This is a genomic window from Methylomonas sp. LW13 (genome assembly GCF_016865255.1).
Taxonomy (GTDB): domain Bacteria; phylum Pseudomonadota; class Gammaproteobacteria; order Methylococcales; family Methylomonadaceae; genus Methylomonas.
The window spans coordinates 4,685,773-4,708,970 of record NZ_CP033381.1 but is presented as its reverse complement, the minus strand read 5'-3'; the positions used below and the strand labels follow the sequence as shown (position 1 = coordinate 4,708,970).

Sequence of the window (23,198 nt, the reverse complement as noted above, 5' to 3'; positions counted from 1 at the left end):
ATACCGGCTCTTTGCCGGTTTGAGCGTCGCCGGGGTTTGCCCTTGGGCGGGTTCCTAAATGCCGCTGTGTTTTGTTGGTAAATCTGTTACCTGACAGGAATGCGTGGCCCGCTTAGACACGCGCCAGTCGCTCTGTCGAAATCAGATACCGTAGCAAGCGCATTTAAATTTGCCGACGGAATGGCTGCGTAATGCCGTGAAAATTAAAAAATACTGATTCTAATAACCCTCTATTGCGGAGTCTTTCTGTCGAAATGAAAGCCAAAATTGCCACATTTTTCACCTTGGTGCTACTGGTTGTCATCAACCTGGGTATCTGGTCTTACGTCAATAACCCGTTAAAGCTGCCATCTTGGAGCGATACCATGATGGGGGTGACCTTTAACCCCAAGGGGCGCGATTTCAATCCTGCCGACGGCGTATTTCCCACCAGAGAACAAATTCAATCCGATCTGGAGTTATTGTCCGGTAAAGCCCATTCGATAAGAACCTATACCGCGTTGGAGGGCATGGAGGTTGTGCCTGAGTTGACAGCCAAGAATGCGATCAATCTGGCGATGGGCTGTTGGGTGGATTTGGTTGATGACGATAGCGCCGAGGACGATCCGCAAAAAAAGTTAGAGAACACGCAGAAACGGCTGGATAAAAATCAGCGCGAAGTCGAAAGCCTAATCAACCTAACCAATCAATATCCAAAAACCATTGTTCGCACGCTGGTGGGTAACGAATCCTTGTTACGGTATAGAAACAAAGTTAGTGGACCTATCGCACAGAAAGTCCGTCAAGAATTTTCCGGTTCGATGAGCGAACAAGATTTGCAGCTGAAAATCGAGGCGGATGTTAAGGCGGAAGTGGCCGGCAAAGCCAACGAACTGATCGAGTACGTTCGCGAAGTAAAAAAACGCACCTGGAAACCGGTTAGTACAGCTGAAACCTGGGATATATGGGTAGCAAACCCGGCCTTGGCGGCGGAAGTCGATTACATAGCTGTGCACATTCTGCCCTATTGGGAAGGTGTGCCGGTCGATTTACCCAAAGGTGCGGAAGGCGATAACGCAGTCGAATATGTGTTCAAGCGTTATTACGAATTGCAGCAGTTGTACCCCAACAAAACCATCGTGATTACCGAGGTGGGTTGGCCATCCGACGGTCCTCCGCAAAAAGCCGCCACTGCTTCGTTGGCGAATCAAGCCAAGTTTTTGCGTGAGTTCCTGAATCGCGCGACTGCCGAAAACATTATTTACTATGTGGTCGAAGCGTTTGACCAGCCATGGAAGATCAAGCTGGAAGGTACGGCCGGTGCTTACTGGGGCTTATTCAATGCTGATCGTCAGCCTAAATTCCCGATGGAAGGTGATGTGTTGGCAAATCCGACCTGGCGTAACTGGGCCAGTGGCGCGGCGGTACTCAGCATTATCTTGATGGCGGCATTTTTGTTTACCCGCAAAAGCTTGAAGCTGCCGGGTAAATTTTTCTTCGGCATCGTCGCTAACTTGGCGGCGTCGGTATTGTTCTGGTCGGCATCAATTGCCGCCGCTCAATACCAAACCAGTTTTTCGGTGGTGTTCTGGGCAATTTTGCTGATGATGCAGGCCATGGCTATCTTGGTGTTGCTGACCGAGAGTCTGGAGATTTCCGAAGTCATCTGGCACCGCAAGGGCCGCCGTACTTTCCAGCCGTTGACGCCGCCGGCCGGTTTCCGTTATCCGAAAGTCTCGATCCATTTGCCGATCCACAACGAGCCACCGGAAATGGTGCGCAAGACCCTGAATGCGTTGGCTAAGGTCGATTATCCGAACTACGAAGTATTAGTGATGGATAACAACACCAAGGATCCGACAGTTTGGCAGCCGGTGCGTGACGATTGCGACCGCCTTGGCCCGAAGTTCCGCTTCTTCCATCTGGATAACTGGCCCGGTTACAAGGCCGGTGCGATCAACTACGCATTGACCAATACCGCTGAAGATGCCGAAATCATCGCGGTCATCGACAGCGACTACATTCTGAACCCCGATTGGCTGAAAGCGATGGTGCCGTATTTCGATCAGGAAAATGTCGGCTTTGTGCAGTCGCCCCAGGATTACCGTGATTCTGGGCAAAGCACTTTCAAGGATATTTGCTACTGGGAGTATGCCGGCTTTTTTAATATCGGCATGGTGCAACGTAACGAATTCAACGCCATCATCCAACACGGCACGATGACGATGGTCCGCAAGTCGGCGTTCGACAAAGTTGGTCCGTGGGGCGAATGGTGTATCTGCGAGGATAGCGAATTGGGCTTGCGTCTTTATGAAGCGGGTTACGACTCGGTGTACTGCAAGGAGTCTTTCGGTCGCGGCCTGATGCCCGATACCTTCTCGGGTTACATGACGCAGCGTTTCCGCTGGGTATACGGCGCGATGCAGATCATCAAAAAGCATTGGCGGCATTTCTTGCCCAACAAAAAGTCTTCGCTTACTTCGGCACAGCGTTACTATTTTGTGGCAGGTTGGTTGCCTTGGTTTTCAGATGCCTTGGCCCTGTTGTTTACCGGCACCAGCTTGATATTGACCGCGCTGATCGTGTCGGATCCTATCCATAGCGAACTGCCGGTAAACGCCTTCCTGTTGCCGACCATCGGCCTGTTTGCATTCAAGATTTTGCGCGGTTTGTGGTTATACAAAGCGCGGGTGGCTTGTTCAATGCTGCATGCATTGGGTGCGGCGCTGGCCGGGTTATCGCTGACGCATACCGTGGCACGGGGTACCTTGCAAGGTTTGTTTACTTCCGGCAAGCCCTTCATGCGCACTCCAAAATACGAGCAGCAAGGGCCGTTGGTGGCGGGGTTATTGATTATTTGGCAGGAGTTGTTATTGCTGACCTTGTTGCTTGCCGGAATCCTGGCGATGCGCTCCATCGAACATTTCGATAACTTGAGCGGCAGGTTGTGGATGGCTGTATTGGCGGTGCAGTCAGTGCCTTATGTCGCCACGCTGCTGACGATTCTGATCAGCGTTGCGCCCAACTACTTTCCTGGCAAAAAGCTCTCTGCCGATGAGTTAGACGCGGACGAATAAGTACCGCTTGCTTGGTCTCTGAAAACCCTTGTCGGCTGAAAAGCTGGCAAGGGTTTTTTTGTTTAGCGGGCGAGGACCGGTTCCAGTTGCTACCTGAGCTGTTGTCGCTGTTTTGAGTGTCAGCATCAAAACAATGGATATGGCGGTGAATAAAATAAACTGTGTTATATGACTTATTTTTAGTGAGTCATTTACCGTATAAATGGGTGGTTGTAGTGGCGTATTTGATGAAGTGTTGTATTAATTGATTGATAAAAAAGCACAATTGTATTTAGGGTTATAAATTGCTTATATCTACAAATGGTTGTTTTAAAGTGTGTGAGATCACCAGAAACTGTTGGTGTTTTAAATAGCGCTTTTGCCGACAATTAGCCCTTAGCAAGAACAAATCGCATACCTTCGCAATTTTTAAACCTATGAAACACGCAAAAATCAAACTTGGCGCCAAGCCCTATTTAATGGGGGCGATGCTGCTCACGGTGTTACCGGGAGTCTCGGCGACCGAAGATGGCAAGACAGACAACAAAACCGGTAGTAATCAAACCGCGGTATTGCCGGAAATGACGGTTACCGCCGAAAGCGGAAAAGCCGCTACGCAAACAGCTACCGAAAAATACAAATTGCCTGCTGTGACAGAAAGCGTTACCCGCGAGAAGATGGAAGATACCATCAACGTAATGAATACCGAGGATGCCATCAAGTATTTGCCTAATATCCTGGTGCGCAAACGTTATATCGGCGACAAGGAAATGCCCGTGGCTATGCGCACCTCCGGGACCGGTTCCAGTGCGCGCAGCTTGATTTATGCGGACGGCATTTTGCTATCGTCGTTGCTGGGCAATAACAACAGCATGACCGGTTCGCCGCGCTGGAATATGGTCTCACCGTCAGAAATTGAGCGGGTTGATGTGATGTACGGACCGTTTTCCGCAGCCTACGGCGGAAACTCGATAGGCGGTGTCGTTGATATTACGACGCGGATGCCTGAGAAATTCGAGGCTGGCGGCGGCGTGCAGTCTACTTGGCAAGAATATGATGTTTACGGCCATACCGATGTCTATGACTCCCAGCAGTACACGGCCAATCTGGGTAGCCGACACGGCGACTTTTCCTGGCGCTTTGACGTCAGTCATTTGGATGCGCACAGTCAGCCTATATCATTTACGTACTTGCCTACTCCCTGCCCCGCGACTGGTGCGAATGCCTGCCCGAATACTAACGGTATTTCAGGCGCCGTCGGTGATGTCGATAGAAGTGGCTCCCAAAGAATCTTTGCCATAGGCGAAGGCAATATCAGGCATACCGTTCAGGATAATTTTAAGTGGAAGCTGGCTTACGATATTACGCCGACGCTGAAAGCTTCGTATACATTGGGTCTGTGGCAAAACGACGAAAGCGGGGGCTTCAATAGCTACTTGCGCAGTGCCACTACCGGAGCGCCGGTTAATAGCGGCCTAATCAATATGAACGGTCGAAACTATAATCTGGGTTCGACGTTTGCCGAGAACGATTACCAGCAGATGCATTGGTCGCACGGTATGGCGCTAAAATCGAACACCGGCGGTATTTTCGATTGGGAACTGACCGGCAGTGTGATCAATTATGGTCAGGATGAGCAACGCGCGCCCACGGTTGCGCCCAATCTCGCCGCAGCAGGCGGTGCGGGAACTCTTACCAGCCTAAACGACACCGGTTGGCATACTGTGGATGCTAAAGGTATATGGCGTCCGGATTCTGCATGGGGACCGCATCATGTCAGCTTTGGGTTTCATCATGATCTTTACGAATTAAACAACCAACAATATGTAACCTCCAATTGGATCTACGGTGCACCAGTCCGCTTAAATACCAATTCGCAAGGCAAGACCGAAACCAACGCGGTCTGGATTCAAGACGCATGGACATTTGATCCGGATTGGACGTTGACCTTGGGCGGACGTTTGGAGAACTGGAACGCCTTCGATGGCACTAACACCGGTTCAAACGGCAGAACGATCAATCAGTCTAACCGTAGCGATTTAAGATTTTCGCCAAAAGCCTCGCTGGCCTGGAAGCCGACTGATAGCTGGAAATTTACCAGCTCTATTGCTCAGGCTTACCGTTTCCCAACGGTGACGGAACTGTTCCAGGGTACCAATATCACCGTCAGCGGCACCTCAAATATTGTGAATCCCAATCCAACGCTAAAGCCTGAAGAGGCATTGTCTTCCGAGCTTTCCGCGCAATATTTTCTGAGCGAAGGTTCGTTGCGTTTGAGCTTATTCCACGAAAAAGTCTACGATGCCATCTACAGTCAAACGACTTTCAGTCCTGTCACTAACTCGACATTATCGTATGCGCAGAACATCGACCAGATCAGCACCTACGGATGGGAGTTTTCCGGCGAGCACAGTAATGTCGTTATCGATGGCCTGGATTTGTCGGGTAACGTGACCTGGGCGAATTCGCGCATCGATAAAAATGTAGCTCTGCCTGCGTCTGTCGGCAAGTATCAGCCCAGAGTGCCGGAGTGGCGCGCCAGTGCCACGGCCACATATCATGTGACTAAAGATTTTACGTCCTCTATCAGTGGACGCTATAGCAGTCAACAATATGGGCAAATCGATAACAGCGACGTCAATCCGGATACGTATACCGGCACCGGCAGCGCGTTTTTCGTTGTGGATACCCGTGCCAAATATCAACTGACCAAGCAACTGACGCTTTCAGCGGGTATCGACAATATTACCAACGAAAAATATTGGCTGTTCCATGTGTTTCCGCAGCGCACCTATATCGCAGAATTGAAATTTAACTATTAAGCGGTTATTACATGTATTCAACCAGGATAGGGCGGAGCTCATCTAATCCTGGTTGTGCATTAAATGACACAGTTTAATTTTTCCCGGTCAAACGGGTAAAAATGTTCGTAACTTTCCGGACACTTACTAAAAGACGATGATGAAATTTCAACTTCCTTTGGCAATGGTTGCCTCGTTGATTTTGACTGCATGTGCCAACGAGCCGATCACAAGTAAGCAAGGCGCTGAGGCGGCTAAGCTTGAACAGCGTACCGACCAAAAAGCATTGTGCGCCGATCTGCAAGCCAGTCCGGCGATCGGATGTTCCGAGACGGTGACCGCGACTTTCGACAATAGCGGTGTGCTGTGGTTGGCTTGGGTGGTTCGCGATCATATCTATGTGCAATCGTCTACCGATAAAGGTCGGAGCTTTTCCGCACCGGTTGCGGTAAACGCCGAGCCGGAAGCTATTGCCGCGCGCGGTGAATACCGGCCAAAAATCAAACTCGATGCGCAAGGCAATATCTACCTGACCTGGACCCAAAATCTGGAAAAACGGCATACTGGCAACATTCGCTTCAGTCGCTCGACGGACGGCGGCAAGAGTTTTTTTAAGCCGGTGACGGTCAATGACAATCTGGACGTGATCGGCCACCGCTTCGATGCGCTGGCGGTGGGGAAGAATGGCGAGATTTTTGTGGCTTGGCTGGATGCGCGCGACAAGGAAAAAGCCAAGGCCGCTAAGCAAGAGTTTGCAGGTACTGCCGTGTATTACGCCTGGTCGGACAATGGTGGTAAAAGCTTCTATCCCAACAAAACCGTTGCGCCGCATAGCTGTGAATGCTGCCGTTTGGGTGTGGAAATAGATGCCGACAATTTGCCGGTGGTGTTGTGGCGGCATGTTTATGAAGGCAATATCCGCGATCATGCGCTGGTTAAATTTAAGGATTGGCGCACGCCTGGAGCGGTGCAGCGCGTCAGCCAAGAAAACTGGAAAATCGATGCTTGTCCGCATCATGGCCCGGCCTTATCAGTTGCCGACAATGGCGTTTACCATTCGGTATGGTTCAGCGGAGCCGCTGATAAACAAGGCTTGTTTTACGGCCACTCCAAGGATGGCGGCCTAAGTTATTCGCAGGCCTACCATTTCGGCAATCAAGGCGCCAAACATCCCAACGTGTTTGCCAAGGGCGAGCAGGTAGTGGTGGTCTGGTCGGAATTCGACGGCAGCCATAATCTGTTGCAGTTGATTAAGTCTAATGACGGCGGATTGAGCTGGTCGCAACCCGAAGTCGTCGGTAAAACGGCGGAAAGCGCGGACGATGCTTTTCTGTTGAGCGATGGTGAGAGTGTTTTTCTATCCTGGCAAACCGCGCAGGGCTATCAATTCAAGCCGATTTAGGTTTTAGTGATCCAAAGCCATCCCGCTAGTCGCGCGGTATGGCTTTGGCTGAACGGCTCTTCAATTTCCGATCAGTTTCAACTCGGCTTCCCGATATTTTTCCGCGCATTTTCTGCTAACTTCTTCCGGCAATTTCGGACCAGGCGCGGTCTTGTTCCAATCCAAGGTTTCCAGGTAATCGCGTAGATATTGTTTGTCGAAGCTAGGCGGGCTGATGCCGACTTGATATTGCTCGACCGGCCAAAAGCGCGAGGAATCGGGGGTCAACGCTTCGTCGATCAAGTACAGGGTGCCGTCTTCGTCCAGGCCAAATTCGAATTTGGTATCGGCGATGATGATTCCGCGTTCGCGAGCGTAATCAGCCGCGGTTGTGTAGAGCTGCAAGCTGGCGTCGCGCACCTTGCCGGCCAGTTCCGCTCCCATCAACGCCACCGTATCGGCGAAGCTGATGTTTTCGTCATGGGTGCCCATTTCGGCCTTGCTGGACGGCGTGTAAATCGGCTGCGGCAATTGTTGCGCCTGTTGCAAGCCGGCCGGCAGCTCGATACCGCACACCGAGCCGCTGTTTTGATAATCCTTCCAACCCGAGCCTATCAAATAGCCGCGCACGATGGCTTCCACCGGCAGCGGTTTCAGACGTTTGACGATGATGGCCCGGCCTTCCACTTGCGCTCTTAATTCGGAATCGGGAATCACGTCCGCCAGCGTCAAGTCGTCGCTTAAATGGTTGGGAATAATATCGCGCATTTTTTCGAACCAAAAATTACTTACCCTGGTCAATACGCGGCCTTTACCGGGAATCGGGTCGGGCATGATCACATCGAACGCCGACATCCGGTCCGAGGTGACGATCAGCAAATGGTTAGCGTCGATTTCGTACATATCGCGGACTTTGCCGCGGCCGAGCAATTTCAAATGCGGCAGGGAAGATTCGTAAAGTGCGGCGGGGGCATTCATAATACGTCTGTGGAGTCAGTGGAAAATGGCTGTAATTTTATCATTAAACCTGTTGAGGGTAGGAAACGCATGAGTTGGCTGGGCAAGTTGGTAGGTGGGGCGTTTGGATTTATGTTGGGCGGGCCGTTGGGGGCGATTTTCGGTGCGTCGGTAGGGCATCAGTTCGATGCCGGACTGGACGGGATGGCCGGCGAGTCATTTAATCCCGGCGACCAGCAGCGCGTGCAAATGGCGTTTTTCACTGCGACGTTCGCGGTGATGGGCCATGTCGCCAAGGTGGATGGCCGGGTTTCCAACGAGGAAATCGGGCTGGCAAAACGGGTGATGGATAATATGGAACTCAGTGCCGAGCTGCGCGAAGCCGCGATTCAACTGTTTCAGCAAGGCAAGCAGACCGATTTTCCATTGGCGGAAGTACTGCGGCAATTTCGCGTGGAATGTCATCGCCGGACTAATCTAGTGCGCATGTTCGTGGAAATCCAGATTCAAGCGGCGTTTGCCGACGGTGTTTACGATGCCAAGGAAGAAAAGCTGTTACTGGATATTTGCGCGCAACTGGGTGTATCGCGTTTCGAATATCAGATCATCAAGGGGCAAGTACAGGCGCAACATCGTTTTCAGCAGTCGGGCGAGCAGTTTCACGCGGCCAAAGCCGGCTCGTCAAAACTGGAAGATGCTTATGCGGTGTTAGGCGTCTCCAGAACAGCGGACGATGCTGAAGTGAAAAAAGCCTATCGCCGTCTAATGAGTCAGCACCATCCGGACAAATTGGTGGCCAAGGGGTTACCCGAGGAAATGATGCAGATGGCCAAGCAAAAGACTCAGCAAATCAGGAAAGCTTACGAAACGATACGGGAAACAAGAGGTTTTTAAAAAGAGCCCGCCAGCCACGGAGGCGGCTGACGGGCTTGAAATAAACAGATTAACTGCTTAACAACGAGGGAGGTACAACAAAACTTAAGCGCGAAACGAGTCGCTAAAATCCAGATTGCTGGCGATGGTTGCAGCGCCGAATAGCATGGTGGAGATGATGAACTCGCCAGACATGAAGCCAAACACGCCGGTGGTGAAAAACAGGCCGGTGAGTACGTCTTTATACAGATTGTTCGATTTGTTCATTTTTGCTCCTAGACTGAATACAGCCGATACCAATGAAGACGACTTCAATATAAGCTTTATTTTTTTATTTACAATATCGGCTATAGTGGATTGCTTGTTTCTTTTTGGGAAACAATATTGAAATAAAGTTGTCATCTAGGCTTGCTATAAGCTGTTTTAATCGAGGAATGCGCTAAGCGCGGACAGATTGCTCTTGGGGAGTTTGACGGTCAGTCTTACCGAATCGGAAAAATCCTGACCGATAATACTGCCGTCCAGTTTTTTTAACTGGTATTCCAGCGCTTGTAGTCGGTGGTAATCCAGATTCAGTGTCAGCTCGGCGAATTCAATGTATTCGACAATGTCGGCGGCTTCTATGACTTGCCTGGCGACATTGCCGTAGGCGCGGGTCAAGCCGCCCGCACCCAGTTTTACCCCGCCGAAATAACGAATCACCGCCACCACCAGATTGATCAGTTGCTTGCCTTCCAGATGCTGAAAGATCGGCTTGCCGGCGGTGCCGCTGGGTTCGCTGGCATCGTGAAAGCGGCAAATCAGACCGTCCGGCGACTGGATACGGTAGGCGTAAACGATATGGCTGGCGTCGGGGAAGCGTTGATGCAAATCCTTTAATAACAACAAAGCTTCGCGCTCGGTCTGGCAGGGGCTGATGATACCGATGAAGCGGGATTTCTTGATGATCTCCTCGACTTCACAAGTCTTGACGACGATTTGCACCTTACAACAGTCCGTTGATCGCCGGATGCTGGTTCAGCAAATGCTCGCGAAACGCTTCGATTTGCGCTTCGTCGTTACGCCGTTCGCGGGGAATGTTGACCGGAATATCGCTGACAATCCGCATCGGCGGCGGCGATAGAAAAATCAGGCGGTCTGCCAGCGCAATCGCCTCGCGCAGGTCGTGGCTGACGAACAATACCGTGTGCGGCCGCTGTTGCCACAGTGAATACAACAGATTTCTCACCTGCCGGGCGCTGGGCGCATCCAGCGAGACGAAGGGTTCGTCCATTAGCAGAATGTCCGGATTAATGGCGAAGGCGCGGATGATGGCGACTCGCCGCTGCATGCCCAGCGACAAGCGCTCCGGATAAACCTGCTGCACGTCGCTCAGTTGCATGTCTGCCAATAAGGAATCGATCAAGGCGGCGGGCGGCGTTTCCTCGAATACCACTTCGATATTCTGCCGGACGGTATACCAGGGCAGTAATCTGGGATTCTGAAACACATAACCAATTCTGGCAGTTGTAGCTTGGCGGCCTATTTGAATTTGGCCCTGATAGTGACTATCCAGTCCGGCAATCATATTCAACAACGTGGTTTTACCGCAGCCGGACGGGCCGAGCAGGCAGACGAATTCGTTACGGCCTACGCCGAGCTGCAAATCGGCAATCGCTTGGTGTTGGCGGTCTTCGGCATGCCTAGAGCGATAAGTTTTATCCTGGATACTGATGGTAATATCGTTCATCGCCGCCACCGTAAAGCCTTGCGGTCCAGCGGCCGCAGCAACAGCCATTCGATCAGTTGGATGACTGCAACGAAGGCAAAGGTATAAGCCAGCAGGCTGGCGACATCGAACAATTGAAAAAACAGATGCAGCTGATAGCCCATACCGTTGCTGCGGCCGAGCAACTCCACGACCAAAATGATTTTCCAGATCAGCGCCAGACCGGAGCGCGTGGCCGCCATCACGAACGGATGCAATTGCGGCCAGATCACATGCGCCAAGGTTTTTCTGCGGTCGAAACGGTAGCTTGCAGCCATTTCCAATAAATCCTTGTCCAGTGCCCGCGCGCCTTCACGGATGGTGACAATCACATTCGGCAGTTTATTGATCACCACCGCCAGAATCGCCGCCGATTCGGCCAATCCGAACCAGACGTAGCAAAGGATGATGGTGACCAGCGCCGGAATGTTCAGGAAGATTACCAACCAGTGATCGAAGAACGCATCCAGGGTTTTGTTGTTACCCAGCGTCACCCCTATCGCGCAGCCCAATACCATCGCAATCGAGAAGCTGACCAGCAGCCGCAGCAGAGTTACCCCTAAATGGTAGGGTAGTTCGCCGGATTGAGTTGCTTGCCAAAATACCTGGGCGACCTGGAGCGGATAGGGTAATGTTGGGCTGTGGACCAAGCCAGCCGCCAGCTGCCAGATGCCTAGCAGCGCTAACAGCGATAGCAGTGTGACGGCAGACTGGTTAAGTTTAAAAGTGCCCGTCAACATTAGTCAGCCGACCAGAACGTCCCCGCTTGTATTTGCGCCGATTGGCCGGTCAGCTTGTTATTGCTGAGTTGATGCAGCATGGCGTAGATTTTTGCGGCGGCGCTTTGCTGAGTGGCGCCCCATTGTTCAACGCGGCCTTGGCAGTAACGCTCCCGGAGTTTTTGTTGTTCTTTCGGACTGGTCGCGTCGGTGAGCGGCACAATTTTCTGCCATTCCGCATCGGAACTGCACAGGGTGTCGTGAGCTTGCTTGCCGAGACTCAAGAATTGTTTGAACGCCGCTTTATGTTGATCGGCCCAGTCCTGTTTGAACACATAGCCGATGCTGGGCACTGTCTCGCTAATGCCGAGTTGGCGGATGATCTCCTCGCCGCTCAACAGCGCCCGGTAACCTTGCGCTTCAAGATGCGCGGCAAATTGCCAGAAGGTCAGCAAGGCATCGACGCGCTTTTCGAGTAGTTGCTGGCTCAGTAATGGCGGCGCGCCGTAGATTTTTTCCACGCCGGTATTCAGGTCCACTTGCTGTTGCTGTCCCAACGCTTGTAACAGCATCCAGTTCTTATCCAGTTCGCCGCCGGCTATGCCCAGTTTTTTACCTTTTAAATCGGCCAGCGACTTGATCGGGCTATCGGCAGATACCAGCAATACGCCGGAGGTATCGGAAAACGGGTAAAAACTCAAATTGGTGCCGGTGCTGCGCATGCTGGACGTCCAGATCCAGTCGGAGACGATCACATCGACTGAGCCAGCTTGCAGCGCAACCTTACCGGCTTGCTGATTGGCAACCGCGATGTTTTCCACGTTGAATTCCGCATTGTCTAGTAGTCCTTGGTTGCGCATCGCCGCGAGTTCCCAGTTTAAGGTGCCGGCGGCCATAGCGCCTATGCGGATAGTGGGTTTTACATCGGCGTTGGCAAATTGCGGCAATAAAGCAGCAATGGCAAACAGGCAAGTTTTTATATTCATCTGCAAAGTCCCTAGTCGGATGGTTAACGCAACGATTTTAACGCAGCCGCCCCCAATACGAGAATGTTTGTCGGATTTGTTTGGAGCGGAATGCGTTGTCCAAGGTTTAAGGGCAAACCGTTTGGCTGATATTCCCAAAAGCCCGAGGCCACTAGACCACACGAGTAACCAGGGGTTCCGGCATGGCGGGGCTGGGAGGAATTTAGTGCCTAGGTTAAAACAGCTGATTAGCAAGCTGCGCTACAGCCGCAAAATCGGCCTTTCGGCAAGGCATGCGGATAGCGCAGGGCTTACCGATTCGGGAATATTAAAAGCTGTGGCGTAGACATTTCCCGTGGCTTAACGGCCTAGGATGCAGTGGGAAGTAATCTGTCTTCTCGCTCAAATCTGGCGGCGGCCACCGGTCGGCCGGTGTAATAGCCTTGGTAGGATAGGCAGCCTTTATCACGTAAGAAGATCATTTGTTCCTGGGTTTCCACGCCTTCGGCAATCACATGTAGACCTAAGTTTTTAGCCATATTGATAATGGTCTCCACAATTACCGCGTCGTTGGGGTCGCTGGCGATGTCGCGGACGAAACTCTGATCGATCTTTAATTGGCTGATGGGCAATTTTTTTAAATAAGACAGTGAGGAATAGCCGATACCGAAATCGTCGATGGAGGTTTTTACGCCCAGGGTTTGCAAATCGCGCATTTTTTCCACGGTGTCGTCTATGTCGCTGATCACGCAGCCTTCGGTCAGTTCGATGACCAGACGCTCAGCCGGCAGTTCGGCGTCGATCAAAATGCGTTTTACTTGGTCGACAAAATCGGCCTGGCGGAATTGCCGGGAACTGACGTTGACCGCCACATGATGAATAGGCAGGTTCTGCGCGTCCCACACCTTGATTTGCCGGCAGGCCTCGCGCATGACCCATTCGCCTATCGGCAAAATCAGCTGGGTATCTTCGGCAATGGGGATAAATTCCGCCGGGGAGATCATGCCCTTTTCCGGATGCTGCCAGCGGATTAGCGCTTCGGCGCTGATTACTTTGCCGAGGTGATCGACCTGCGCCTGATAGTGCAGTAAAAACTGCCGCTGTTTCAGCGCCTGACGAATCTCTTTTTCCAAGGTTAAACGGCGGTCGGCCGTTTCCTGCATCGACGGACGGTAAAAACTGATGCCGTTACGGCCGCTTTCCTTGGCCCGGTACATCGCAGTATCCGCCTGTTGGATGACCGCTTCAGGCTGTTCGGCCACCTCGGGAAACAGGGTCACGCCTATGCTGGTGGAAAAGTGATGTTCGCTGCCCTGAACCGTGAAAGGTTGATTGATGGTGTGCAGGATTTTTTCCGCCAGCATCGCCGCGTGACTGGTCGCTTGCGACAGTTGCGAGTAGCGGCCAGGCACCATCACGATAAATTCGTCGCCACCCAGCCGGCAAGCGGTGTCTTCGTCGCGGATAATGGATTTGAGGCGTTGGGCAACCTGGATCAGCAATTCGTCGCCTACTTGGTGGCCGCGCGAATCGTTAAGGGTTTTGAAGTGGTCCAAATCCAGAAAAAACAGCGAACCGTAATAACTTTGGCGTTTGGCGGCAGCGATCTCCTGTTTCAGGCGGTCCAGCAGCAAACGTCGGTTCGGCAAGCCGGTCAGCGGGTCGTAAAATGCCAGTTCATGGATTTCCCGCTCGGCGGCTTTTTTCTCGCTGATGTCGGAAAAAATCGCCACATAATTGAGCAGGCGATCCTGTTCGTCCCTCACGCCGGTCACCGTCAGCCATTCCGGAAACACGTCGCCGTTTTTGCGCCGATTAAAAATTTCGCCCTGCCATTGGTTATCCTTGGCCAAGGCTTGGGTCAAAGTTTGAATAAATCCGGGAGCTTGATGGGTCGACGACAGAAAATCCGGTTGCCGGCCAATCACTTCTTCCGCGCTGTAACCGGTGATTTTGTTGAAAGCATTGTTGACGCGCAAAATTGCCCCATTGGCATCGGTGACGATAATGGCCTCGTGCGACTGGAATGTGGTTGCCGCGATGCGGAGTTCGTTTTCCTGCTGTTTACGGCGTTCGATCTCGGTATTCAGCGCTTGGTTGCTACGCAGCAAATCGCGGGTTTTTAGGGCCACTAAATCTTCGATGCGGGCGGTGCGTCCGCTCATCAGCATTAAACCGAAGCTGGTCAGGCCGCAGAGCAAAAAGCTTCCGGACAACAGCCACCAAACCGTCCAGGGATTTTGTTGCGTATAAAACTCCGGCAGCGGTTTATATTCGAGCGTCCAATTCCGGTCGGCGACCGCCAGCGCTTGCCGCTTGCTTGGAAGGAAGTAATGCGTTTTCGATTCAATGCCTTCGGGAGTGCTGCGGTATAACAGCTGGTCTTGATCATAGATCGCTACCGACAAACGTGTGCTTTGTAAGCGTCCGGACAGTTCCTGAATCTCGTTGCTTAATTTAAAAACATTCGAGACCAATCCGACAAAAAACTGTTGACGCTGGGCGCTGGTGTTTAGCGATTTTCCTTTGAGATAAATCGGGGAGTAGATGGCGAAGCAGGGCTGTTTGTCGTCGCAGACCATGCCGTCCGTCACCACCGTTTCGCCGGAATTAATCGCTTTTTGGATTGCCGCTAATAGTTGTGGGTTGCTGGCAACGTCGAAACCAATCTTTTGCTGGTTGCCGAAGGCGTAAGCAATGGGTAAATAAACATTCCGCTTACCAGCCGGTATCAATTGCTGATTGCGGTTGTGCTCGTGAATGGTGGTTTCTGTCTGTTGTTCGAATGCGCTACGGTCTTCGGCATTGACTCTGGGTATCCATTCCAGTGCCTCCAGCTCGGGATGTTTGCTGAAAATGGTATGGGCAAATAGCCTGAACTCGTTGGGATTGACCGATTCCGAGCTGTCGAATAAGGCTTTCAATAACTGATTATTCAGAATATCGTCGCTGAAATGTTCCTGGAGGTTGGTATGGGTCAGATTAATCTGGTTGTCGAATAGCCCATTGAGGCGTTGATTTTCCAGATTGCGGCTGTAGACGAAGGCGATGACCACCAACAATAGCGAAATCGATAACGGATAGGCCACGAATTTTTGCCGTTGCCGCCAGATATGCCGCGGGGTACCGATAAACAACAGTAGCAAGGGCGCGAAGATCACCGTACCTATGGCATCGCCTATCCACCAGGTACACCAGTTCAGGCCGATTTCTTCCGCATCAATGGTGTCGAAAATGTACAGAAAACTGGTGCCGACGCTAGCCGATATTAAGCAACTGGCAATTGCCAGCAAGAAAAACCAGACGACATGCCGATCTTCCATCAACGGATTGTGTCTACCTATCCAGCGGTTGATCAGGGACGCTCCGAGCAAGGGCTGGGCGATGGCGCCGACGCTGGCGGCGGCGCCTACCCAAATCGGTGTAAACCAATCTTCCGGGGTGGCCAGATTGCCAAAAGCGTAAATTTGCGTGCCCAAGCTGCCGATGATCAGACCCGGCAATAATTTGGGGCCATAACCAAGCAGCGCGGCTAAAGCGATACCCGCTGACGGCCAGATTGGGCTGGCATGGCTGGGCTGCATCGCCAGCATATGCCCGAGATAGCCGCTGATAAAATAGGCCAGGGCCAAGGCGCTGTTCAGCAGAAAAAATCTAAAAGCTGTCGGCATGATTAAACAGGCGGACTCTGGTTCTCACCGAGGCTGGGCGAAGCAGTCGCTTTAGTGAGTTGCGGGCAACAGAACGCCATTCTCGACATCCATGCTAAATGCTTTGCCAAAGCCGGCGACATATTGGCCGCGCAAAGGCGTCAGTGCCAGTAAATGAAAATCCGCTAGGGAGCGTAAAACCGCGACTGTTTCGCCGAACCGCTGTTGCAGCTTATCTAACAACTGGGTATATGCTGCGTGGGTTTTGTCGATTTCACCAACCTCACATTCGATTACCAGCCGGCGTCTGGCAAACGGGTTGACCGCTTCGGCCTCGGGTTCGATAAACATGATGGATGCTTGACGTTGGCGCAGCATATTGCCGGTATGCCGGGCCAATTGGCTGACGTAGATGTAATAAGTATTTTGGTAATCCAGAAACGGCGCATAGCTGACTTCGGCTGTCCCGAGCTCGGAACTGCTGGCGATTATCAGGCTTTGGCTGTTAGCAATTAAAGTCCGGTAATCGGCGGCTAGCGGTTCGGAACTCATGGTGTCGTGATAGCAGTCAGTTGCGCGTGGCGGAAGCAATCGACGGTGTGATCGTTGACCATGCCCACCGCCTGCATATAAGCATAGCAGATGGTTTTGCCGACGAATTTAAAGCCGCGTTTTTGCAGGTCTTTGCACATGCTGGCCGATTCCGGGGAATAGGCCGGTATTTGACTATGGCTCAGCCAACTATTTTGCCGGGTTTTGCCATCCACAAAGCGCCAAATGTACTGATCAAAACCGCCGAATTCCTGTTGTACCCGTAAAAAAGCCTGGGCGTTGCTTACCGCGGATTCAATTTTCAGGCGGTTCTTGACGATGCCGGGATTTTGCAGCAATGACGCCAGTTTTTTGTGATCATAAGCGGCGACCTTAAGCGGATCAAAATGATCGAAAGCGGCGCGATAAGCCTCGCGTTTATCGAGAATGGTTCGCCAACTGAGGCCGGCTTGTGCGCCTTCCAGCACCAGAAACTCGAACAGCTTTTGCTCGTCGTGCAGCGGTACGCCCCATTCGTGATCGTGATAATGTTCTTCGTTGGTACTATTCAGCGCCCACACGCATTTGCCTGGCATCAGTCTTTTTTCATCAGGTTTTTCAAATCGGCGAAGGGATTGAAGGTAGCGGCAGGCGCTTTGCCTTCCGAGGTGGCTTTGCCGCCGTAACGCACGTGCTCTTCAAAACGTTGATGTTCGTTGTCGTGGCAATACAGGCACAGCAACTCCCAATTGCTGCCGTCGGGCGGATTGTGGTCGTGATCGTGATTGATGTGGTGGACCGTCAATTCGCGCAGGTTTTTATGATCGAATTCCCTTGAGCAGCGTCCGCAAATCCAGGGATAGAGTTTTAAGGCTTGCTCGCGGTAGCCTTTTTCCCGCTCTTCCTTGTAGCGCCGGGCTTCGGCGACGATGTGATAGGCTTTGTTATCCGACATGAGGTCCTCCGTTTGTCAGCCGCCGGTGGCGTTCATGTGCCGCAAAATAACCGGCTGTTCGTGAATATTGAATTCGTGTTTTTCCGGTTTGATTTGCATGGCCTCGACGATGGCTTGTTTCAACATCGCTTTGTCGCCTGGGTGGTCTCTCACAACCTGCTTCAGATCCACCGAATGTTCGTTGCCCAAGCAGAGCAATAAACGGCCCTCGGCGGTCAGGCGCACCCTGTTGCAACTGCCGCAGAAATTGGCGCTGTGCGGCGAGATAAAACCCACTTTGCTTTTACTGTCGGCTATCCGGTAATAAGCCGAAGGTCCGCCGGTCGAGTCGGTCACGGCTTCCAGGGTAAAGCGTTGTTGCAAATCCTGTCGGATCAAATCGCTGGGATAAAACGCGGCGCCGCGATGATGGTTGTCCACCGCGCCCAGCGGCATTTCTTCGATAAAACTGATGTCGATGCCATGCTCGACGGCAAATTGCACCAGATCGCAGACTTCCTGGTGGTTGCGGTTTTTCAGTATCACCGCGTTGAGTTTGATGCGCTGAAAGCCGGCGGTTCGGGCTTTTTCTATGCCTTTCAGCACTTGCTGCAAATCGCCGGTTCGGGTTAGCTCCCTGAATTTGACCGGGTCCAGGGTGTCCAGGCTGATGTTGATGCGTTTCACGCCGGCGGATTTCAAGTCATCGGCCATTTCGGCCAGATGGGAACCGTTGCTGGTCAATACCAGTTCATTCAAACCCGGTATGCGCCCCAAGTCTTGCATTAAGCCTAACGCACCTTTACGCACTAGCGGTTCGCCGCCGGTGATCCTGATTTTGCCGACACCTAGTTCGACGAAGGTTTCGCAGATAAAGCGGATTTCCTCCAGGCTGAGAATATGGCTGCGCGGCAGAAACGTCATGTCCTCGGCCATACAGTAAACGCAGCGAAAATCACAGCGGTCGGTGATTGATACCCGCAGGTAGTTGACCACTCTGCCAAAGCGGTCTATCAGTTGCAACGGTTTGCTAGGCGCCATTACATTCGAACAGAAAAAATAAAGGAAGAAAATAGTAACACAGCACCGCGCTGTGTTATTACCGCTTGCTAAAAGATCGGCGTTGAGCGGGTAAGTTCCTCTGACGGTTTTTTGCCTGACTATTGCTTGCCCAAGCGCCGCAGCAAAGCCAATACCGCCGCTTCTATCTGCGGCAAGGCCTCGCTCGGGTGCGCGTCTTCTATGTCGTCTACCTGCCAGTATTCCACGCGATCCACCCAGGCCGGAAAGCGGCTATGCAACAAGGGTTGATGCTCGGTTTGCTTCAAGGCGATGATGCGGTGGGCGGTGGTCAAGTCCTGCTCGGTCAGCGCAAGCGGCGCGCGGACGGGCTCGATGGGGATCTCCCGCAAGGCCAAGCCATGCCGAGTGTGCGGCGAAAGCGGCCCGGCATCATCTTTCAGCAGCTCGATAGCCAGCCCGCGCGAAAACGCCCGCCAAGGCAGGGCATAATCCGGCGCGTGATGATTGAATAAATACTCGGCAAACCGGCTGCGGTAGTAGTTGCCGGTGCAGAGGAATAGGACTTGGGAGTGAGTGTTTGTCATAAAACTCCTTTTGGCGAGGCTGTTTGCATGAGAGCAGGCAGTAAAGAATTTGTTTGAGTCATTATAATGGTGATACCGTATGTGGTATGTTTGAGATTGTACTGGATACTAATGTTCTGTTCGCCGGCTTGTATTCCGCTAACGGCGCATCCTTTAAATTGCTGGAGCTTTTAGCCGGTGGGCAGTTGCAAACAGCCATATCGACACCGCTTTTGTTCGAGTATGAGGACGTTTTGAAACTCAACCGTTCCATGCTGCAACTGACCGATGCTGAAGTAGACATAGTACTCGATAACTTGTGCGCGTTTAGCCGTCATCAAAAGGTGTATTTTTTATGGCGACCTTATTTGCCGGACCCGAAAGATGATTTAGTTTTGGAGTTGGCCGTTGCTGCCCGAGTAAACACCATTGTTACCCATAATTTAAAAGATTTTGCCCGTATCGAAAAATTCGGCGTCGAAGCCATTACGCCAAAAACTTTGCTGGAGCGTCTACCATGAGTGCATTAAGTCTGAGATTGCCCGATTCCATACACCGTCACATCAAGGAACTGGCGAGTAAAGAAGGTGTATCGATCAATCAATTTATTGCCAGCGCCGTTGCCGAAAAAGTCTCGGCTATCGCCACCGAAGACTACCTGCAGGCTCGAGCCGAACGAGCCGACAAAGCCGCTTTCCAGACCATTTTGGCCAAGGTACCCAAACGTGAGCCTTTGGCTGGGGATGAGTTTTAGCGTTGGCGGGCAGCATAGGCAGATATAGCTGTTTCTGTAGAAAATACTACGAGCTGGGGCTGATTGATTGGATCGATGACTTAAATCTGCAGAATGACTAAGCTTTTATACTTAGCTTAAGTTGACGGCATTCGTCTAGCGCTGATTTAACCCAACAATTCCGAGAGTCTTTACCCTTTATGAAGCAATTTCTAAATACGGCCGTCAAGGCAGTCTTCGACGACTATCCGCTGGAAATTCGTCGGAAAATGCTGGTGCTTCGCGAAGCAATCTTTGCTGTGGCGGCTAGCGAGGGTGTCGGACAGCTAGAGGAAACCCTAAAGTGGGGCGAGCCTGCTTATATGACCGCCGAAACCGGATGTGGCAGTACGATCAGAATGGCATGGAAGAAAGAGAAACCTAACCAATATGCCATGTATTTCATCTGCACAACGAATTTGGTAGAAACCTTTCGGACGCTATTTCCGCACCAGTTTAAATACGAGGGCAATCGGGCGATTGTCTTTCGAGAAACTGAAGACGTCGACATGGATAGCCTGTCAATCTGTATTGCTATGGCCTTGACCTATCATCGGAACAAGCGACGAAAGCAATCGTAGGTGCGGAGCTGGCTTCAGGCTTCTTCGCCAAGAATATTTCACCTTGCCGTTGACTATGGTAGGTGTTGCCGCAGAAATCCACCAATCCGCGCCTCCAGCCAATACGCCGGCCTGAACAACCCTCCGCTCACAAATCCCACATGTCCGCCGCCTGCGCACACTTCCAGTTGCACCTGATCGGATAATTCCGTGGCGGTCGGCAATACTCGCTCGGTCATGAACGGATCGTCCCTGGCTTGCAAAATTAAAGTTGGTACGCGGATATGCTTCAGAAATTGCCGGGAACTGCTGCGCCGGTAGTAATCGTGGGCGTCTGTAAAGCCGTGCAAGCCGGCCACGACTTTATCGTCGTATTGCCAGAAGGACTTGATGCCCGAGAGGTCGCCTAATTTTAAAATCCGCTCAGCTTGTTCGTGTTGGCCGATGCCTTGCAAATGCCGGAGTTTGACGCGCATGTACTGTTTCAGCTCGCGCAGTAAATAGTCGCGATAGAGTTTCGAGAAGCCACGATCCAGCTTGTCGGCGCATTCGCTTAACAACAACGGTACGGATACCGCTACCGCCGCCGATAACTCAAGCTTATCGCCTTGTTCACCCAGCCATTTCAGTAAGACGTTGCCGCCCAAGGAAAAACCTATCGCCGCCATCGCCCGCTCCGGAAAACGCTGGCGTAAAGTCCAATACAAAAACTCGATGTCTTCGGTTTCGCCGGAGTGGTAGCAACGCGCCAGCCGGTTCATCTCACCGCTGCAACCGCGAAAATTCAGCGCCACGCTGGCAAAGCCGGCCGCCAGCAAACTGTGTTGCAGGCCCTGGATGTAACCGGAACGGCTGCTGCCGGCCAGGCCATGCAACAGAATCACCAGCGGCCTATCGCCGTTATCCACCCAGTCGATGTCCAGAAAGTCGCCGTCAGGCGTGTCCAGCCGTTCGCGGCGGATGCCGGCCGGTGGCGAGATACGCCGCAAAAAAGCCGGATAGATAGTCTGCAAATGCGGACTGTTCAGCCACCAGGCCGGGCGGAAGGCGTTGTGCATGGTTGTGGACCTGCTTTATAGTAGTTAAGGGTGATGATGTCGGCAGGAATATACCGCCTGTATCGGCAAACGCCAGCGCGAGTCTTTACGGCCGGCTTTTCGCCGCCGCCAATCTCGATATTTCGGATTAATGTTACATGCTTTGTTACTTTCGATGACTCGGCCAATCACGCTAACCAAATCTCAACCAAGACCGGCGCAACCGGTTCGCGCCAAATCCGCCAATCGCCGGAAATCTCCCGGCAAATCGCGGCGGAAGGCGAAGCCGCGTCTGCCGAATTGGTGGCTGATCGCCTTGGAAGCGCTGGCGTTGGCGGTGGCGGCGGTTTTGGCGACCATGTTCCTGTTGGGTTATTCGGCCAATTGGGCGTCAGGTTCCGGGTTTTTCACCAGTTTGCTGCCGTTCGCATTGGGCGTGTTGATCTTGATGATGGCGGTGGTTGCCATATTGATTGCTTGGTCGCGAGTGCGTAGTTGGTTGCACGGGCGGCTGGAATACCTGCCGGCGGCTTTGGCTGTCAGTCTTGCCGCGTCGACCGGCTGGTTTGTCATGCACGACGGCTACACCTCGGTGTTCACGCATTTTCGCACCTTGGTGGGCGGCAAGCAGGAAGCCGAGCGTGTGACGCTGGCTCATCAAGTCTATGCCGCCTACCGCCGCCACGGCGTCGGCGGCCTGCAAAAAATGATGGCGCGCGCCGACGCTTTTAATCCGGCCATCGAGGACGCGGCCAAGGCATTTGATGTCGATGTCAATTTGCTGCAAGGTATCGCCGCCACCGAGTCTTCGTTCATGCCGCGCGACAGCTTCGATGGCGGCAAAGGCCTGTTCCAGATTACCGTCGTTCCCAAAGCCATTACCCGCGAGGCCGCCGACGAACTGGATGTGGAGGAGCTGCAAGTCAACGATCCCAGGCACAACGCCTTTGTCGCCGCCGCCACCTTTAAACATTATCTGCAACAAATGCACGGCGATCTGTTTTTAGGCTTGCTAGCCTATAACATCGGGCCGCGCAACGGCGGCTTGCGTTTCATCATGCAGCAATACGGCGCCACCGACTTTGCGACGCTGCAGCCTTACCTGCAAACCCTACCGCGCGACTACCCGATCCGGGTGTTGTCGTATGCCTTGGCGTTTAAGCTTTATCAGCACGACGGCAAATTGCTGGCTTATGAAGAAGGCGATAACGCCATGCGGATTCAACAGATGGGGATTCCGGGGTTGTAGATTCGCCGCCTGATTTTGGTCCCTACTGGGTAGCCCTTACAGTCAGGAAAATTTAACGATAATATCTTGCTGAATATGGCGCACCCGGTGATGGAGCTTTTCCGACTTAACCGGGATGTGTCGCAATGGATCATGCTGGCGCATCACAAATTCACGAATCGCTTCATCGTTCCAGGATTGATGGTTGTCATGCACCATACGCAATACAGCATTCAATTTATTGGCGGTGTAAATCACATCGTCTTCGTTATCGTCATAATCCGAGTGTATCAAATCTTTTATGGCGTACTTAACTTGAGCAAGGGCATTATTGGCATCGAATGATGTGGCCTGTCTCATGATTATTTCTCCGGCTTTCAGTTTGTGTTGGTGGCTACTATCTCCTCAGGTCCTTAAATTAA

General features: G+C 52.3%; 22 protein-coding genes. 8 read left to right on the top strand and 14 right to left on the bottom strand.

All coding sequences use genetic code 11. From position 1 onward, the window contains the following. The first annotated feature begins 254 nt into the window (after nt 1-254). The 3 genes from JL719_RS21315 (at nt 255) to JL719_RS21305 (ending at nt 7,238) form a co-directional block, all read left to right on the top strand. Nucleotides 255-3,056, top strand: a complete 2,802-nt coding sequence (locus JL719_RS21315; RefSeq protein ID WP_033157743.1) for a glycosyltransferase — start codon at nt 255-257, stop codon at nt 3,054-3,056. Nucleotides 3,057-3,472: 416 nt separating this feature from the next. Continuing rightward, on the top strand, nt 3,473-5,857 hold the full coding sequence (locus JL719_RS21310) for a TonB-dependent receptor (protein ID WP_033157744.1): 2,385 nt from the start codon (nt 3,473-3,475) through the stop codon (nt 5,855-5,857). Between the two features lie 139 nt (nt 5,858-5,996). Further along, nucleotides 5,997-7,238, top strand: a complete 1,242-nt coding sequence (locus tag JL719_RS21305) for a sialidase family protein (protein ID WP_033157862.1) — start codon at nt 5,997-5,999, stop codon at nt 7,236-7,238. A gap of 60 nt (nt 7,239-7,298) precedes the next feature. Here the strand turns inward: JL719_RS21305 and JL719_RS21300 are convergent, their stop codons facing one another. Further along, nucleotides 7,299-8,195, bottom strand: coding sequence for a phosphoribosylaminoimidazolesuccinocarboxamide synthase (locus JL719_RS21300; RefSeq protein WP_033157745.1), 897 nt, complete (start codon nt 8,193-8,195; stop codon nt 7,299-7,301). A 69-nt stretch (nt 8,196-8,264) separates the two neighbouring features. Here JL719_RS21300 and djlA point away from each other — a divergent pair, with 69 nt between their 5' ends. Further along, on the top strand, nt 8,265-9,068 hold the full coding sequence (gene djlA, locus JL719_RS21295) for a co-chaperone DjlA (RefSeq protein WP_033157746.1): 804 nt from the start codon (nt 8,265-8,267) through the stop codon (nt 9,066-9,068). Nucleotides 9,069-9,152: 84 nt separating this feature from the next. On the opposite strand, the gene JL719_RS21290 is transcribed toward djlA, so the two are convergent. The 11 genes from JL719_RS21290 to JL719_RS21240 all read right to left on the bottom strand — a co-directional run bounded on the left by JL719_RS21290 (nt 9,153) and on the right by JL719_RS21240 (nt 19,200). Then, entirely contained in the window at nt 9,153-9,314 is a 162-nt protein-coding gene (locus JL719_RS21290; RefSeq protein WP_020483539.1) for a hypothetical protein, read from the bottom strand. A gap of 156 nt (nt 9,315-9,470) precedes the next feature. Further along, nucleotides 9,471-10,031, bottom strand: coding sequence for a YigZ family protein (locus JL719_RS21285; protein WP_033157747.1), 561 nt, complete (start codon nt 10,029-10,031; stop codon nt 9,471-9,473). Between the two features lies 1 nt (nt 10,032). Beyond that, nucleotides 10,033-10,776 carry an ABC transporter ATP-binding protein gene (locus tag JL719_RS21280; RefSeq protein WP_033157748.1) on the bottom strand — a complete coding sequence of 248 codons (744 nt, stop codon included), beginning with the start codon at nt 10,774-10,776 and terminating at the stop codon, nt 10,033-10,035. Then, nucleotides 10,773-11,534, bottom strand: coding sequence for an ABC transporter permease (locus JL719_RS21275; RefSeq protein ID WP_033157749.1), 762 nt, complete (start codon nt 11,532-11,534; stop codon nt 10,773-10,775). The genes JL719_RS21280 and JL719_RS21275 overlap by 4 nt, the downstream gene beginning before the upstream one ends. Next, nucleotides 11,534-12,499: an ABC transporter substrate-binding protein gene (locus JL719_RS21270; protein WP_033157750.1), complete on the bottom strand. Its 966-nt coding sequence runs from the start codon at nt 12,497-12,499 to the stop codon at nt 11,534-11,536. The genes JL719_RS21275 and JL719_RS21270 overlap by 1 nt, the downstream gene beginning before the upstream one ends. Nucleotides 12,500-12,846: 347 nt before the next feature. After that, nucleotides 12,847-16,149 (bottom strand): EAL domain-containing protein, encoded by a 3,303-nt coding sequence (locus JL719_RS21265; RefSeq protein ID WP_033157751.1) that lies wholly within the window; start codon nt 16,147-16,149, stop codon nt 12,847-12,849. Between the two features lie 51 nt (nt 16,150-16,200). Then, complete coding sequence (locus JL719_RS21260; RefSeq protein ID WP_033157752.1) at nt 16,201-16,680, bottom strand: HugZ family pyridoxamine 5'-phosphate oxidase; 480 nt, start codon at nt 16,678-16,680, stop codon at nt 16,201-16,203. Beyond that, a complete protein-coding gene (locus tag JL719_RS21255; RefSeq protein ID WP_033157753.1) occupies nt 16,677-17,255 on the bottom strand; it encodes a DNA-3-methyladenine glycosylase I in 579 nt (192 codons plus the stop codon). Before JL719_RS21255 ends, JL719_RS21260 begins: the two co-directional genes overlap by 4 nt. Next, a complete protein-coding gene (locus tag JL719_RS21250) occupies nt 17,255-17,614 on the bottom strand; it encodes a YajD family HNH nuclease (RefSeq protein ID WP_033157754.1) in 360 nt (119 codons plus the stop codon). The genes JL719_RS21255 and JL719_RS21250 overlap by 1 nt, the downstream gene beginning before the upstream one ends. A 15-nt stretch (nt 17,615-17,629) precedes the next feature. Further along, entirely contained in the window at nt 17,630-18,634 is a 1,005-nt protein-coding gene (gene moaA / locus JL719_RS21245; protein WP_051670157.1) for a GTP 3',8-cyclase MoaA, read from the bottom strand. Between the two features lie 119 nt (nt 18,635-18,753). Beyond that, nucleotides 18,754-19,200, bottom strand: coding sequence for an arsenate-mycothiol transferase ArsC (locus JL719_RS21240; RefSeq protein ID WP_033157756.1), 447 nt, complete (start codon nt 19,198-19,200; stop codon nt 18,754-18,756). Nucleotides 19,201-19,286: 86 nt separating this feature from the next. On the opposite strand from JL719_RS21240, the gene JL719_RS21235 reads away from it, so the two are divergent. From JL719_RS21235 to JL719_RS21225, 3 genes are all read left to right on the top strand, one after another. Beyond that, nucleotides 19,287-19,700: a putative toxin-antitoxin system toxin component, PIN family gene (locus JL719_RS21235; RefSeq protein ID WP_033157757.1), complete on the top strand. Its 414-nt coding sequence runs from the start codon at nt 19,287-19,289 to the stop codon at nt 19,698-19,700. Then, on the top strand, nt 19,697-19,933 hold the full coding sequence (locus tag JL719_RS21230; RefSeq protein ID WP_033157758.1) for a toxin-antitoxin system HicB family antitoxin: 237 nt from the start codon (nt 19,697-19,699) through the stop codon (nt 19,931-19,933). The genes JL719_RS21235 and JL719_RS21230 overlap by 4 nt, the downstream gene beginning before the upstream one ends. 179 nt (nt 19,934-20,112) lie before the next feature. Further along, nucleotides 20,113-20,532 (top strand): DUF1801 domain-containing protein, encoded by a 420-nt coding sequence (locus JL719_RS21225; protein WP_033157759.1) that lies wholly within the window; start codon nt 20,113-20,115, stop codon nt 20,530-20,532. Nucleotides 20,533-20,585: 53 nt separating this feature from the next. On the opposite strand, the gene JL719_RS21220 is transcribed toward JL719_RS21225, so the two are convergent. Beyond that, nucleotides 20,586-21,569, bottom strand: a complete 984-nt coding sequence (locus tag JL719_RS21220) for a hydrolase (RefSeq protein ID WP_033157760.1) — start codon at nt 21,567-21,569, stop codon at nt 20,586-20,588. A 154-nt stretch (nt 21,570-21,723) separates the two neighbouring features. On the opposite strand from JL719_RS21220, the gene JL719_RS21215 reads away from it, so the two are divergent. Next, a complete protein-coding gene (locus tag JL719_RS21215) occupies nt 21,724-22,797 on the top strand; it encodes a lytic transglycosylase domain-containing protein (protein ID WP_033157863.1) in 1,074 nt (357 codons plus the stop codon). Nucleotides 22,798-22,839: 42 nt separating this feature from the next. On the opposite strand, the gene JL719_RS21210 is transcribed toward JL719_RS21215, so the two are convergent. After that, nucleotides 22,840-23,136, bottom strand: a complete 297-nt coding sequence (locus JL719_RS21210) for a hypothetical protein (protein WP_033157761.1) — start codon at nt 23,134-23,136, stop codon at nt 22,840-22,842. Nucleotides 23,137-23,198 lie beyond the last annotated feature (62 nt).